Here is a 14,284-nt window from a genome sequence, read left to right as displayed (position 1 = left end):
TTGGAAGCTGTGTTTTTCTGTCTTTTCTGCCCTTATGTTCACGAATCAATCGTATTAAATTTCAAATTCCCACTATTTCTAATATTCACTTTCACATTTAATGTCACTTTCAGCTGTGGATACCAGGTTTTTCTCCATTCCTTTAATTGATCATGAGAAAGATCATTACGGAAATATTGTCCGTAACCAAACAAATCCGATTGATTTTCTTGCAGTTTTGAAATCATAGCTTTAGCCCGCTTACTCAACAAGTTTTGGAGCTCATCCTTAATCTGTTCTTTACTGGGGTTGCCCTTCGTCTCCAGAAGCATGCCAACGACCTTCATATCCGTTTCCACTTGCGGTGTATGGCCATCCCAATGATGACGGTGCTTATAATCCACGTCGACTAGGAGAACGCTGGCATGCTCCATTACTTCTACATTAGCCCCCTGAAAATCACCTTTCATAATGTTGTATATGAGCGTATCATCTGAAGAAATCGTTCCAACCATAACTCCCCGACTCATGATGGCTGAACCATCTAATTTAAACATCGTACGCACGCCAGGTTTAATTATTGGAAGAGCAAAATCTTCCGTATGCGAAAAAACCCCTCGATATGCTTCCCATAAATACACAATAGAAGTGTTGGGGGTCCAGCCAGCCAGCTTGTTGAAAAAATCATAGCTCGCAGTGCCACCATCCGCTCCGCCTTGCTCTTTTTTGTTTAACATTTCGATTAAATCACCTCTAAACACAGAAACCAGCGCTTTAGGTGCAATGTCATGAGACCTAATGGCATATTCAAGCACTTCTTTTATACCAAGCTTAGCGGTTCTTTCATCAATCATCAGAAGTTTGAGATGCAGTAAATCAATACTGCTTTCTAGATTACCACGCATCCGATCCAAGGCTTCACTGATCGTTGAGGCTTCCCCAGTTATGATTCGTGGCGTCATATTAGTTGAATCAAGTTGAGGCACTCGAAGCCCAACTCTATACGTTTTTGCATCTGTTTGACTTATAGCCATCGCTACAGGCAGTATCCTTTTATTGATATCCTTATTGTCCCAACAGCCCGATAACAGGAATATAGTTAGGAGTACTAAGACTGAACGAAATATGTATGTCATCCTTGGTTAATTCGCCTCCTTTGCAGTGCGCCAATAATCCCAATTACGATTGGAAAGACAAAGATACTATAAGCTCGGAGCCCAGTATCCAGCCCAATTAGGTGTTCTGTTTCAGACCAACCTGGAACCAGTGAACTAAGAAAGTAGGCAATGATTGAAATAATTACACTTAACCACTTATTGGATAAGGGAACTACAATGCCCCGAAACATCTCAGCTATAAGCCAAATTAAAACCGCACTATAGAGAACTAAAAAAGCAATCATAGAAGTTGTGTAAAACAGCGTCATTCTCTCGAATATGGACCAGCTCATATCGATCGTATCCATCCCCGTGTGAAGAGGGAATTGGAGTTGAATGACAGTCTCTTGTCCGAAAATGAGAAGGGGGATATAAACGGCTGCCAAATATAAAGGAAACAAGCCTGCAATCAAAAGAATGAATACATTGCGGCTGCCCACGACATTTCGAAAAAAAGGGTGAATCATACCCAAAAATAAAAACCCTGAAAAAGCGAAAAAACTCGAATAATAAGCAGGATGCTTCAAAAAATCAAAGTTAGTGTTCCAAATTGGGGATGCATTACGGATATCGAAATTTGTCACAGAGCTGCTGAGTGCTGCAAAAATCCATGGTATGAACAAAACCGAGATAATGACACTCGTTCTTAGTACAGTTTTGATACCACACCAGGCTGCAAACAAGCCCAAGAAGATAAAACAGAGTAAAGCCCAGATCGGCGTTTTTGGTAAAAAGACGATGGCCATCATTTCCGAATATACCCTAGAAATTAATACTAGAGTTGCAAGAAAATATAACATGATTGGGATTAGGAGGATTCTTGACAGCCAGGGGCCCAATACTTGTTTACAAATCTGAACGATCGTCATGTTAGGGAAAGTTGAAAGGCCCCTTAGATAGATCCACACCATAGCTACTTCAAATAGGCAGCCTAACAGTATAGCTTCCCAATGACCTTTGCTTGTCGATTCAAATATTTTCTCAGGATATACGAAAAATATCAGCCCGAAGTGTACAGTGATGAATGTCAGATAGACGGATATTTTATTAACCATCATGGGGACCTTCCTTTACATTTACATTGATATAGGCGACTTCAAATGTCGTGATAGAGGCCATATAGATGGATAGCCAAATGATTCCGCCAATCGTACCGAGAACACCAAAAATGGCGCTAAATACGATCAAAACATATTTTGATATTCGAATAAACAAGGCATTTTGTACCCCGTTCAATGTAAAATTCGCTAAAGCGGAAGCTGCCAAAACAATAATGAATAGATTACTTACCAATTTTGCGCTGACAACGGCTTGCCCGAGAATAATTCCACCTACTGTTGTTATCGAGGGACCTATACTTTTGGGAAGGCGAATACTCGCTTCAATGAGCATCTCTAGAACAATTAACATAAAAATGACTTCCAAAAAGGCCGGATAGGGTACCCCTTCACGGCTCTGGGCAACTGACAAGGCTAGCTGGATTCTCAATACTTCTGGATTCACAGAGACCAAGGATACATATAGAGCAGGTAAGACTAAAGCGATAAACATACCGATAAACCGAAGCATCCGAATGGTAACCATTGTAATCTTAGGGAAGTTACGATCGGAGTTCAAGCACCAGAGATCTGTAATAATAACTGGCATAACAAAAGCGTACGGAAGTCCTTCGATAAACAGGATAACACGGCCATTTTTCAAATGGTCCGCTGCTTCTGCCGGCCGCTCAGAAGTTAGACAAGGGGAAATAAGGCTGAAATTCCCTTCTCCCAAAACCTTGATGATTTCTTGCAAATGTTTAAATTCCTTTGCTTTATTTGCCTCTAGCTTCTTCATTAAGGATGAAAGTAGCTTACGATTAACAGAGTCGGATAAATAAGTTAAGGTGGTTCTTTTTGGTTGTTTTGTCCCCATCATCATGGTATTCATGGTTAGTTTAGGGGATCTTAGCTCATCGCGGATCAGCGCTATATTCGTGTCCAAATCCTCATTAAATGCTCCGAAGGAAGACTCAATCACATTTTCATTTTGTGGAACATTTAGCGTTCTCCTAATCGTTGACGGAACGGGCTCAATAACAAAATTTCTTATAGGGTTATCGAGTAAATAAATAACTAAATTACCATCCAATAAGCTGCTCAACTGCAGGTCGTAAGAAGCGTTTAATTGGCCATTCAATAGGCTTATTTGCTGAAGCCAATCACTGATTGGACTGGACTCCATCCAAGATAATAATTGATTCGTTTGTGCAAGGTTAACAAAGGGGTGAAAATAACAAAATACAACTTCATGACCCAAAAGTTGTTTTCGTTCCATCACAAAATCACTATTTGATTCAAATTGAAGTTTAAGTCTGGCCATATCCGTTGTTTCTGTCAGATTCATGTTATATCACCTGAGAGTAGGTTTCCTTGGAAAACGGAAATTTATTCCTTGTACCAAGACTGGGGAAAAGAGCTGCCGTGGTAGCTCTGATTTACATTGAATTTTTCCAAATTATGGATTATACTCGGATGAGTTAGTACCAGGTACTAATTTTGGGGGGAGGTATTTGATTGAAATACTTTATAATAACAGGGACATCAAGAGGTTTAGGTGAAGCACTTGCTCGTAGGCTTATATCCTCTGAACATCATCTGCTTTGTATTTCCAGGAATAGGAACGAGGGCTTAGTTGTTGAGAGTGAGCTGCAGTTGTAACCCCATTATCCAGTATTGAGCATGGAAGTACCGAAGAGTTGACTACGAGTGTCCACGTAAATTTGCTGGCTCCAATCCTTTTAACTTCCATGTTCATTCGGTTTTCCCAACACCTTCAGATTCCAAAACGTGTATTAAATGTTTCCTCTATGTCCTCGAAAAATCATCTTTCTGGTATGAGTGTTTATTCAGCAGCCAAAGCTGGCCTAGATGTATTCTCAAAATGTGTTGGGAATGAGCAAGGAGAGGGTACCTTTGCTAAGTGACCAATTTGCCCAAGGCATTGTCGTTGAAGAGCTTTGAAAATCAAAAACGAAAGAAGATGTGAATTTGGAAGTTACCTCACACCGTAAGAAGCTTTTGGCTGTTTATGCTGTCGTTATCATCATTATTTGCTTTCTTGCCGTCCCAGATGATTATTACCTATTATCGAATAGTCCGTTTCCTTTTCCAGAAAAACAAGGTTATCAATCGATCTGGGTATCCAGGTTGGATGTTTCCTTTCAACCAACAAAGGGTGTGTATTCGAGTATAAGTTATAATGTGAAAATAAATGCGGTAAAGGCGTGGCTTCAGATCTTTGGCATAACCGTTTTATTTAGCGTTGCTTATGTGATTCTTGGTTCAGACAAAAAGGATGATTCAAATAAAATGGAGAATTAGAGAGGCAAGTTGCCTAAAAGTGTTGTATTTTTTGCAACAATCGCGTGGATAACGCGGATTAGTTTGCTTATTGTTGCACAAAGTACAACTTTACACAGATATGTAAGCAAATGTTTCAACATTACATCTCTTGCGCGTAGATTGCATTTTATCAACATTATAAACACTCTCAACCAAGGACGGCGTAAGCCGTCTATTTTGTTGTCCATTTGAGAATGGCTAGCTTTTTCTCAGCTTGTGGGTTCAACACAGATCCTCGTTTGCATAGGAGTTATCATTAAAATCCAATATTTTCTTTTATTTTGCTTCATTAATTACTCAACTCATTAAGAAATGCTTAAAAAACCACGATGTAATAAGAGAATGGAAGTAAATCAATGAATCGTATGATTGTAAGCGTATTATTGAGTGAATGAAGTGGTTGGAGTTATCTTTTTAAGTTTTTTCAATCCTTTACTATGCTGCAAGAAGAGAGTAGTATTCAACTCGTACGTTACAGTTGAATATTTCGCTTAATTTTCTGTTTAGAAAAGCGGGGGAACCACAAGTTTCATGGGGTGAGTAAAGGTGCTTAAGTATGGCACCATTTAGGGCAGATTCTCGCGGCCCGAACCCGACAGCTAACCTCGTAAGCGACCGTGGGAAGGAGAACATGTGTATAAACACAAGGTCTATCCTTGTGTTTTTTTGCGTCCTAAAACGCAGTTTGATGTCAGATATTAGGTTTAATTGGGGGAACTAGCACGAATGACAAGCGATTCATTGAAAAAAATTATGTTTGGCAAACCGCTTAAATCCAGCGAAATGGAATCCGAAAAAATGCAGGTTTGGAAAGCATTACCGATCCTATCCTCGGATGCCTTATCGTCAGTTGCCTACGGGACTGAGCAGATTCTTTTAGAACTCGCGACTGTTGGTATTGCCGCTTTTGCGTTCTCATTGCCCATTGCGATATCCATTATTGCTCTGATTATGCTGCTAGTTTTTAGCTATAGACAAGTGATAGAGGCCTACCCGCAAGGTGGCGGAGCGTATATGGTTTCCAAAGAAAACCTAGGTATGGTTTGGGGGAGGCTGACTGGAGTTTCGCTGCTTATTGACTATACACTTACCGTTGCCGTTTCGATCTCAGCCGGTGTGCAGGCGATTACGTCAGCTTTTCCATCGGCGGTGCCGTACATTGTTCCGATTACTTTAGTTCTCGTGTGGATCATGGTTTGGCTTAATTTGCGAGGAACTTCGGAATCAGGTACGATTTTCGCTATTCCAACGTACTTTTTTATTCTATGTATTTTAGTGCTAGTGGGCAAAGGCATATACGATATGCTGACGGGATCCATGAATACGCATCCCATAGCGTTTGCTCCGAGCTCAATGACGAGCTCATTAACGTTATTCGTTCTTTTAAAAGCATTTTCCTCCGGGTGTTCAGCCGTGACGGGAATCGAGGCCATCTCCGATGCCGTGCCGCATTTCCGCTCACCATCCGTGAAAAACGCGAAGCGCACGTTAGTATCCTTAGGGACACTTTTGGCTATCGTGTTTGGCGGCGTAACGGTGTTAGCTCTGGGTTATGGTATTGTACCTGATCCTAATGGCCATACATCTGTATTATCGATGGTGACAGAGCAGGCTTTTGGTCGTGGAGCGATGTACTACGCAACTCAAATTGGTACCATGCTCATTCTGGTTTTGGCTGCTAATACTAGCTTCAACGGCTTTCCAATCTTAGCATCCATCATGGCACAGGATAAAAACTTCCCGCGCATGTTCTCCTTCCGGGGAGACCGACTTTCGTTTCACTATGGTATTATCACACTTGGTGTGCTTGCCAGTATTCTTCTGATTGGTTTCAAAGGTAAGACCGATGCACTCATTCCTCTATATGCGATTGGCGTGTTTTTATCATTTACACTTGCGCAAGGCGGCTTGGTTCGTAAATGGCTGAGAGAGCGAGTGAAAGGTTGGATCGGAAAGCTGCTCATCAATGGTTTAGGCGGGATCGTTTCTCTTGCTGTTTTACTCATATTTTCCATCACTAAATTTACCGAAGGTGCGTGGATTGTTATTATTATAACCCCGCTGCTGCTTTGGTTAATTACGAAAATTAGTCATCACTACGATGATGTAGCGAAGCAATTGCGTATTGATATAACGATTGAGCGGGTTTGCACGAAGGAGCCTTTGATTATTGTGCCTGTGGCGGGCATTCATCGGGTTGTGGCACAGTCCTTGAACTATGCGAAATCGTTGTCTCCAAACGTGATTGCCTTCTATGTTTCGTTCTCCGATGAAGATGAAGAATTGATGCAGGAGAAGTGGGATAAGTGGGATCCGGGCGTTCGATTGGTTGTTTTTAAATCTCGTTATCGGACGATACTGAAGCCGCTGGCTGAATTTATTGAGAGAATTGACACGCATGTTTCGGAAAAACAAAACATTATGGTTATTTTACCGCAATTTATGCCGAAAAAATGGTGGCACCGACTGCTCCATAACCAGTCTGCTGCACGCATTCGTTCGAAGCTGCAAGCTGATAAAGATATCGTCGTGGCGACGGTACCGTATCATTTGCACGAGTAGAAGTGTACAATAATAGGGAGAAACTGAACTGAGGTGAACCCGTTATGGCTAAGAAAAAATGGTCGTCTACTCCTGCTGTTACCAGCGTGCAAGATAAACCTGCAACACTTAAGGATTTACTGCGCCCTGAAATACTTGAGGGACTCAAAGCGCAGGCTGATGCCATGAAAGCAGAGGAACAAGCGAAGAAAGATGCTGAGAGAGCGAAGGCGGAAGCTGCTCACAAAGCAGAAGAAAAACGGCTTGAGAATGATTTTGGACATCTGCTGAGTAAGAGCAGTCTGGATTGGCGTAAACACAAATGAGGGAGCGCACAGTGTGCCTCCTTTTCTTTCTTTTCGTAATGATAGCGTTGTCATCCTGTGAGATGGGCAATAGGGAGGCAGCTCAAGGGACTGCAGAAGTAAATGGTGCACCGACAGTGACAACACCACCAACAACTTCAATACCAACACCAATAGAAACACCAATAACAACAGGAATATCAAAAGAGATACCGATTGAAACACCAAAAGAGACCACGGCAGCCCCAGTACTCCGACGATACCATCGGCGGCTTCAAGCGACCAAAGTTCATCGCCTAGTCCGGCTTTTACGACTTTGGAAAAGACCTTGATCGAGCGTTACGGAAATGCAAAACCTAAGAAATGGGGCGAAAATGTCCCTGGTGTTCGGACACATCTTACTACCAAGGAACAAGTGATTGCGCTGACTTTTGACGCATGCGGTGGGAAGGAGGGCAGTGGGTACGATGAGAAGCTGATCGACTATTTGATCAAGGAGAACATCCCGGCAACCTTATTTATCAATGCGAGATGGATAACGGCCAATAAGGACATATTTGCCAAATTGGCCGCAAACCCGCTGTTTGAGATTGAAAATCATGGGACCGAGCATCGGCCCTTGTCCGTAAACGGCAGGTTGGCCTATGGCATCGCGGGAACCAAAAATGTGAACGATATTATTCATGAAGTGAAAGACAATGCTGACCAGATCGAGAAGCTGACTGGGCGGCGCCCTTTATTTTTTCGTTCCGGCACAGCCTATTATGATGATATTGCTGCAGAAGTTGTTCATGATTTAGGCTTTCAGTTGGCTGGATACAATGTACTCGGCGACGCTGGAGCGACTTATAACACGGATCAGGTATACAAAGCGCTGTTAAAAGCCCGAAGCGGTTCTATCGTACTAGCTCATATGAACCATCCGGAGAAAGATACGGCAGAAGGCATTATGAAAGCTATTCCTGAGCTTCAAAAAGCGGGCTACCGCTTCGTACTACTAGCTTCTTATACATTAAACTAAGCGATAGCTGCAGCAGCTATCGTTTTTTCATTTCAAAAAATTCACAAGCCTCTCGATCATAATACGTCAAATCACTAACACGAGTTTGTACGACCACTGTTTTTTCACTAAAACGCAATACAACCGCATTCGAATCCACAATGTGATCATCTTTGAAAACACGGACGACAGCCTGTCTTTCAACAGCATCTTGAAAATCGGTATCCGTTACTAAGCGTTGATTTCTAGCCATCCTCGGCATTCCCCTAACTTGGTTAAAATAGTTCTTCTATTGTACCACAAGGTGCCGCTCAACCCGAATTCACACGAACTCCTCCGCCCAGCCTAGCATACAATGTAGCACCAAATGCTGTATGGGCAGAGAGGGTGCGTGATCTAGGGTGGACATTCAATTATTGCCGATTCACTGGGTCTATTTAGTATTTATCGGTTTTATTCTTACCCTTTTAATCAAGCGTAGAGACACAACAATGATTTGTGTAGTTGGTATTTTCGCGCTTGGCTTGCTGGCAACGGAAACGCTCAGCGGCTCCGTTTCTGGTATTTTCAACAGCTTCATTTATGCGACCAAAGAGCTGATGGGGACCATTATGATTATCTCCATTATTGTAGCGATGAGCCGTGTGCTCATTCGAACAGGGATAAATGAAACCATGGTCGCTCCGCTAACCCGCTTTATGCGAACGCCTGCTTTAGCTTTCTGGGGTATCGGTATCATTATGATGGTGACGTCATGGTTTTTCTGGCCGTCTCCCGGTGTCGCGCTCATTGGTGCTGTTCTGCTGCCTGTGGCCGTCCGTGTTGGTCTGCCAGCACTAGGTGCTGCTATGGCGATGAACTTATTCGGACATGGGATTGCGCTTTCGGGGGATTACATTATACAGGGAGCTCCTAAATTAACAGCAGATGCAGCTGGATTACCAGTGACTGCCGTCATGGAGGCAAGCATTCCGCTGGTTATCGTGATGGGGCTTGTCACGACGATCACCGCTTTTTGGATGATGCGACGGGATATGAAGAACGGAACGTGGCGGAATGGCCTAGTAGCGAGTGGTCCAGGAGATAGTGGCTCACTTATTTCAGCTGTCGGGCAGGCTAAAGTTAATCTAGCGCCGAATCTGAAGAAAACTCTGGCGGTTATGATTCCTTTGCTCTTCGCTTTAGATGTCATTGCGATGTTCGTGCTTAATCTGCAAGGTGGAGATGCGACGGCTCTCGTTGGAGGCACCGCCGTATTCATTCTCATTGCGGTGACACTGCTCGCACATCGGAATCAAGGACTAGAACAAACGACTTCTTACCTCATCGAAGGTTTTGTATTCGGTTTCAAAGTATTCGGCCCCGTGATCCCGATTGCCGCTTTCTTCTATCTAGGCGACTCCGCCTTCACGGAGCTGTTCGGCAAAATACTTCCGCAAGGCTCGCACGGGATCGTGAACGATCTGGGTGTAGCACTCGCGGGGCAGGTGCCGCTGAACGGCGCGGTCGGCGCCGTGACGCTCACCGTCGTAGGCGCCATTACGGGCCTAGATGGCTCCGGCTTCTCCGGCATCTCTCTTGCGGGCTCGATTGCGCAGCTATTCGCAACCGCCATTGGCTCCGGCGCGGCTGTGCTTACAGCGCTCGGGCAAGTGGCCGCCATCTGGGTCGGCGGCGGCACGTTGATTCCGTGGGCGCTGATTCCGGCAGCGGCCATCTGCGGCGTGAGTCCGTTCGAGCTGGCGCGACGGAATCTGCTGCCTGTGCTTATCGGCCTCGCGGTGACGACGGTCGTGGCGATGTTTTTGGTGTAGTAAGATGCGGCATCTTGCCCGTCAAACTAGTTGTAACAGTAAAATCTGCCACCCGCACCGACCAACTGACCAACTGACCAACAAACCAAACCAAACCAAACCAACAAACCAACAAACCAATCACCCCGTTCTGCAACTTCACCCCGCCACCCTCTGGGCTCCTCCATAGGGCGGCGGGTTTTTCTTTCTCCAGCCGAATCCGCGAAATAAGAGTCTCCAAAGACTCTTATTTCCGTATAAACTTACCAAAAAGTAAAAATAGCAGTCCCTAGGACCTCTTATTTGCTCAGATTCTCTCGAATCCCAACAAATTCTGCCTAATAAGAGTCTCTAGAACCTCTTATTTCCACTTGAAGTCCTCCAAATGCCCAAATAGCAGCCCCTAGAAGCTCTTATTTACTCAGAGCCACCTCGTTTCCTAATTCAGCGATATCGCAAGACAAGTGCAGGAAGTATCTCTAATTTCCCATACAATGAACGGAAAACGTACGGAATCGGATTTGCCTATAGTCCACTTTAAGCAGTAAGCTTACATACAGTAAACTCGAATGGAAGTTGGAAATGAGACTATAGGAAGTTGGAGATGAGATAGATGGAAGCGAAGTTTTGTATGACCTGCGGAGCCGCTTTGGAGTCGCGCGATGTGGATGGCACGATTAGAAGAGCTTGTACGGAGTGCAGCTTTGTTCATTGGGGTAACTATAGCATCGGTGTAGGCGCACTCGTGATGAAGGATGAGAAGATGCTGCTTGTACGCAGGGCTCAGGAGCCAGGGAAAGGCCGATGGACCAACCCGGGTGGCTATATTGAGCAGCATGAGCTGATCCAAGATACGATTGAGCGCGAAGTGTTGGAGGAAAGCGGAGTCAAAGCGGTTGTCACTCGCCTAGTAGCCGTGCGCGATTTGCCAAGAAGCATACATAATGTATACATTGCTTTTGAAATGGATTACATCAGCGGTGAGCCTCAGCCAGACGGCGTGGAGGTTGACGCAGCAGGGTTTTACAGCTTGGCCGAGATGGAATCGATGAATGTGGCGGATTTTACACGCTGGCTCATTGATGTTGCCCTACATTCCAAAACGACTGGACTAGTCGAAGATAAAGATCCAATCATCAAAATGGAAGGGTACGGATTGTACCGTGTCCCTAGAATATGACCAAAGCGATCCAGCTTCGCGGACATCACTTACTTTGTCTGTTAGGATACAGAGGGATAGGTTACTCGAAAGAATTTTGCGAAAATATGACGACCGTCTACGAAGAATTACGTCAAAAGCCCGAAACGATGATCCGCATTGTTCTTGGACCTGATGATCTTTGCGCAGCTTTCCCGAAGGATCAAGAAGCGCATTGTGAAAATAGGACCGTCTATCAGCACGATGCAGAAATCATCACCAAACTTGGCTTGCAAGTGGAAATGGAGCTGAGCTGGTCGGAGATTTGCGGGCAAGTGGCCGACCGTGTGAAGCCGAGCGACATTGGTCATCTATGTGCCACATGCCGTTGGGAGCCTTATGGTGTTTGTGCGGAAGGTGTACGATTGATCGGGGAGGGTGGCGATTTGCCGCCCATCATTACCAAATAAGAGGGCTTGCGTGTAGACGCAGCCCTCTCTTTTTCATACAAAAACACTGACATCCGAACCGCTTTCCAGCTTCTCTTCAGGGGACGACAATACATTTGCAACCATAAGCAGATCATCTACAGGTCGAAGGATGGATCTGAGGAGTCTGCTGTCTTTCATCTCTGGCTGCAGCCACATCTCGGCCTGATCCTGGTCGAGTATCGCAGGCATTCTGCGTTGATAAGGAGAAACGAGTGAGTTTGCTTCTGTCATGAGCATCATGCACGTACGAAGCTCCTCTTCACCAGATGGAGCCCGCCAGACATCATACAGCCCCGCGATGCCAAAGGTGCCGCTGCGCATTTTGAATTTAATCCACTCTGTCTCTTTTCCCTCCGTTACGCTAATATAAAATCCACTGCAAGGAATGATACAGCGCTGTTTTCTGACGATACGCTCGAAGACGACATTGGTGAAGATCGAATCGCGGTCCCCGCATACGGCATCTTTTGCCCAGAACGGCATTAGACCCCAACGGAATTCATCAAGGATGCGTTCTCCCTTTTTATTCATCATTACAGCGGATACAGACTCTGTCGGCCGCACCTCATAACGATTGGAGCTATACGATAGCAGCCGATCAATGCGGAATTGTTTAACAAGCTCGTTGACATCAGCAAGAATAGATATGGAATGACACATTTATTTACCACCTCATTTGGTTTTGGCTATTATTTACCTAATCAACCAAATACATGTACGAGGCTTATCTTTTTATTAAATTAACCCTGCTTCCTCGCTTACACAATCAGCAGCTTCAACATCGTTTCCTTTATATTATGTTCCCGGAAAGGCTTAGAAACGAACTCTTTGGCACCCGCATGGATAGCCTCGATAATCATCGTCTTTTGCTCCAAAGCAGAGCACATCATAATGTTGGCGGCAGGGTCGAATTCTCTAATTTTTCGGATTACATCTATACCGGTCATGTCTGGCATATTCAGGTCCATTGTGGTCAGAATCGGAAAGTTGACTTGATACGCATGAATGGCCTCGGCACCATTAGCTGCTTCTAGTACATCGTAACCCATCGTAATAATAATTTGACGTAAAATACCTCTAAGGCTTTGGACCGGATCAACAACGAGAATCTTAGGCTTCATGGTGTCTACCTCCCAGTGTATAAATATGATTTCGGAAGAGGCGACTCCTTTTATGAGGGTTTTCGGTTGGTAAGTAATGACATGGAAATTGGAGGCCAAAAAAAAGCTAGAAGCTTTTGGGCTCCTAGCTGAAAACATCTATTCGGAAATATGTGAATGAATGCGGTTTTTCCCATTTCTTTTGGCGGTATACAAACATTCATCTACAAGCTGGAACCAGGCTTTTTTCATCGTGTTGCGATTATAGCTAGCGAGTCCGATACTCATCGTTAACGGTTGATCTGGCATCTCAGGAATTTCGGTACTCCGGATGGTTTCCATTAATTTTTCGCAAATATGTAAAACTTCCTCGTGTGATTTGCCTACAAACAGAACGGCGAATTCCTCGCCACCATATCGAAAAGACATATCGTCAGGGCCGAGCTCTTCCTTCAGAATGGAACCGATCGTTTTGAGAACCATGTCACCGACCCAATGCCCGTAGGTATCATTAATCCTTTTGAAATTATCGATATCGATAAGAGCAAGCTCAAGCGGCGTATCATGGGGCATATGCGAAATCAGATGATCGGTATGTTCTTGAAAAGAACGATGATTAAACAGCTCGGTGAGCGCATCCACTTTGGAAAGCCGATCAATCATCACATTTCGAATAAGGAGGTCCTGTTCGCGAACGACCGAATCTTTTAACTCTGTAATGAGAATTAGCCCTTTGTTCATGATTGCAAAGCAGATAAGTGCCGTTGAGCTGAGGACTGTCATAGACACGATCACATCAGAGGGTGTTAGGGCATGCCCTTGATATACCTGACAAACTAGTAATGAAATTAAATATACAATGCCTAAACTATAAGCGAAAAAAATATATTTCTTTTGGAAATAGATAGAGGCTAAAATAATAGGGATACTAATTAATTCGTAGCTGCTCATCAGCTCGGGAATACAGATAATAAAGATACAAACCATGGTCATGGTCCATGTAATCATGATAAAATCGCTGTATCGTTTCAGAAAGTGAATAGCCAAATAACCGGCTCCCATTAAGATGAGCTGTAGGCAGGCCGTAATGATTTGAACCTCCATGAACCTGTTAAACCATTGCGGAGGCTGATCATGCATATTAAAGAAGAATCCAAGGATAGCGACTATTTCATAGATGAATAGGATCCACCATAAAATATGTATAAGTTTTCGATTCCATATATGATCATTAGCCGGAAGTTGTTCCATGTAGAGGAGGCCACTTTCCTTTCGGGTTAGCAATTATTGGAAAAACATTTTGAGCCTTATCAGATCATTGTAAAGAATAACACCCCGTTTAGGCAAGCTGTTTACGAAGGGGAGGGATTGTATTTTTTTGTAAATATAGATCAGAG

At 44.0% G+C, this 14,284-nt stretch carries 15 protein-coding genes, 1 pseudogene and 1 riboswitch; of the genes and pseudogenes, 8 read left to right on the top strand and 8 right to left on the bottom strand.

Annotation, left to right across the window (positions count from 1 at the left end):
• Positions 1 to 38: 38 nt before the first annotated feature.
• From ASG85_RS08885 to ASG85_RS08875, 3 genes are read right to left on the bottom strand one after another with little or no spacing between them, the layout of a single operon-like run.
• Entirely contained in the window at positions 39 to 1,115 is a 1,077-nt protein-coding gene (locus tag ASG85_RS08885; RefSeq protein WP_060645994.1) for a Ger(x)C family spore germination protein, read from the bottom strand.
• Positions 1,112 to 2,191 carry a GerAB/ArcD/ProY family transporter gene (locus tag ASG85_RS08880; protein ID WP_060645993.1) on the bottom strand — a complete coding sequence of 360 codons (1,080 nt, stop codon included), beginning with the start codon at positions 2,189 to 2,191 and terminating at the stop codon, positions 1,112 to 1,114. The genes ASG85_RS08885 and ASG85_RS08880 overlap by 4 nt, the downstream gene beginning before the upstream one ends.
• A complete protein-coding gene (locus tag ASG85_RS08875) occupies positions 2,184 to 3,521 on the bottom strand; it encodes a spore germination protein (protein ID WP_060645992.1) in 1,338 nt (445 codons plus the stop codon). The genes ASG85_RS08880 and ASG85_RS08875 overlap by 8 nt, the downstream gene beginning before the upstream one ends.
• 325 nt (positions 3,522 to 3,846) lie before the next feature.
• Between ASG85_RS08875 and ASG85_RS39830 the strand changes: the two are divergent.
• From ASG85_RS39830 to ASG85_RS08860, 4 genes and pseudogenes are all read left to right on the top strand, one after another.
• Positions 3,847 to 4,101, top strand: a pseudogene (locus tag ASG85_RS39830) (SDR family NAD(P)-dependent oxidoreductase); the annotation flags it as partial.
• A gap of 64 nt (positions 4,102 to 4,165) precedes the next feature.
• Entirely contained in the window at positions 4,166 to 4,498 is a 333-nt protein-coding gene (locus tag ASG85_RS08870) for a hypothetical protein (protein WP_060645991.1), read from the top strand.
• A gap of 499 nt (positions 4,499 to 4,997) precedes the next feature.
• A riboswitch (cyclic di-AMP (ydaO/yuaA leader) is annotated at positions 4,998 to 5,148 on the top strand.
• A gap of 97 nt (positions 5,149 to 5,245) precedes the next feature.
• Positions 5,246 to 7,081, top strand: coding sequence for an APC family permease (locus tag ASG85_RS08865; RefSeq protein WP_057304081.1), 1,836 nt, complete (start codon positions 5,246 to 5,248; stop codon positions 7,079 to 7,081).
• Between the two features lie 44 nt (positions 7,082 to 7,125).
• Positions 7,126 to 7,386, top strand: coding sequence for a YqkE family protein (locus tag ASG85_RS08860; protein ID WP_060645990.1), 261 nt, complete (start codon positions 7,126 to 7,128; stop codon positions 7,384 to 7,386).
• A gap of 82 nt (positions 7,387 to 7,468) precedes the next feature.
• Here the strand turns inward: ASG85_RS08860 and ASG85_RS39555 are convergent, their stop codons facing one another.
• Positions 7,469 to 7,603, bottom strand: a complete 135-nt coding sequence (locus ASG85_RS39555; protein ID WP_268796098.1) for a hypothetical protein — start codon at positions 7,601 to 7,603, stop codon at positions 7,469 to 7,471.
• Positions 7,604 to 7,693: 90 nt separating this feature from the next.
• Here ASG85_RS39555 and ASG85_RS08855 point away from each other — a divergent pair, with 90 nt between their 5' ends.
• Positions 7,694 to 8,386, top strand: coding sequence for a polysaccharide deacetylase family protein (locus ASG85_RS08855; RefSeq protein ID WP_060645989.1), 693 nt, complete (start codon positions 7,694 to 7,696; stop codon positions 8,384 to 8,386).
• Positions 8,387 to 8,402: 16 nt separating this feature from the next.
• Here the strand turns inward: ASG85_RS08855 and ASG85_RS08850 are convergent, their stop codons facing one another.
• Positions 8,403 to 8,618: a hypothetical protein gene (locus ASG85_RS08850; protein WP_057304084.1), complete on the bottom strand. Its 216-nt coding sequence runs from the start codon at positions 8,616 to 8,618 to the stop codon at positions 8,403 to 8,405.
• A gap of 148 nt (positions 8,619 to 8,766) precedes the next feature.
• Between ASG85_RS08850 and ASG85_RS08845 the strand changes: the two genes are divergently transcribed.
• The 3 genes from ASG85_RS08845 (at position 8,767) to ASG85_RS08835 (ending at position 11,766) form a co-directional block, all read left to right on the top strand.
• The gene (locus tag ASG85_RS08845; protein WP_060645988.1) at positions 8,767 to 10,179 is read left to right on the top strand and encodes a hypothetical protein; all 1,413 of its coding nucleotides are present in this window, start codon (positions 8,767 to 8,769) and stop codon (positions 10,177 to 10,179) included.
• Between the two features lie 592 nt (positions 10,180 to 10,771).
• Positions 10,772 to 11,338 (top strand): NUDIX hydrolase, encoded by a 567-nt coding sequence (locus ASG85_RS08840; RefSeq protein ID WP_057304086.1) that lies wholly within the window; start codon positions 10,772 to 10,774, stop codon positions 11,336 to 11,338.
• The gene (locus ASG85_RS08835) at positions 11,335 to 11,766 is read left to right on the top strand and encodes a DUF1284 domain-containing protein (protein ID WP_060645987.1); all 432 of its coding nucleotides are present in this window, start codon (positions 11,335 to 11,337) and stop codon (positions 11,764 to 11,766) included. The genes ASG85_RS08840 and ASG85_RS08835 overlap by 4 nt, the downstream gene beginning before the upstream one ends.
• Positions 11,767 to 11,799: 33 nt before the next feature.
• Here the strand turns inward: ASG85_RS08835 and ASG85_RS08830 are convergent, their stop codons facing one another.
• The 3 genes from ASG85_RS08830 to ASG85_RS08820 all read right to left on the bottom strand — a co-directional run bounded on the left by ASG85_RS08830 (position 11,800) and on the right by ASG85_RS08820 (position 14,138).
• Positions 11,800 to 12,447, bottom strand: coding sequence for an SOS response-associated peptidase (locus ASG85_RS08830; RefSeq protein WP_057304088.1), 648 nt, complete (start codon positions 12,445 to 12,447; stop codon positions 11,800 to 11,802).
• Positions 12,448 to 12,545: 98 nt separating this feature from the next.
• A complete protein-coding gene (locus tag ASG85_RS08825) occupies positions 12,546 to 12,908 on the bottom strand; it encodes a response regulator (protein ID WP_060645986.1) in 363 nt (120 codons plus the stop codon).
• Between the two features lie 138 nt (positions 12,909 to 13,046).
• Positions 13,047 to 14,138, bottom strand: coding sequence for a GGDEF domain-containing protein (locus ASG85_RS08820; RefSeq protein WP_060645985.1), 1,092 nt, complete (start codon positions 14,136 to 14,138; stop codon positions 13,047 to 13,049).
• Positions 14,139 to 14,284: the final 146 nt, after the last annotated feature.

Origin of the sequence: Paenibacillus sp. Soil724D2 (assembly GCF_001427935.1) — a bacterium.
Classification (GTDB): Bacteria; Bacillota; Bacilli; order Paenibacillales; family NBRC-103111; genus Paenibacillus_E.
Note: the sequence above shows the minus strand (reverse complement) of the source record. Positions and strands in the feature narration are given on the sequence as shown.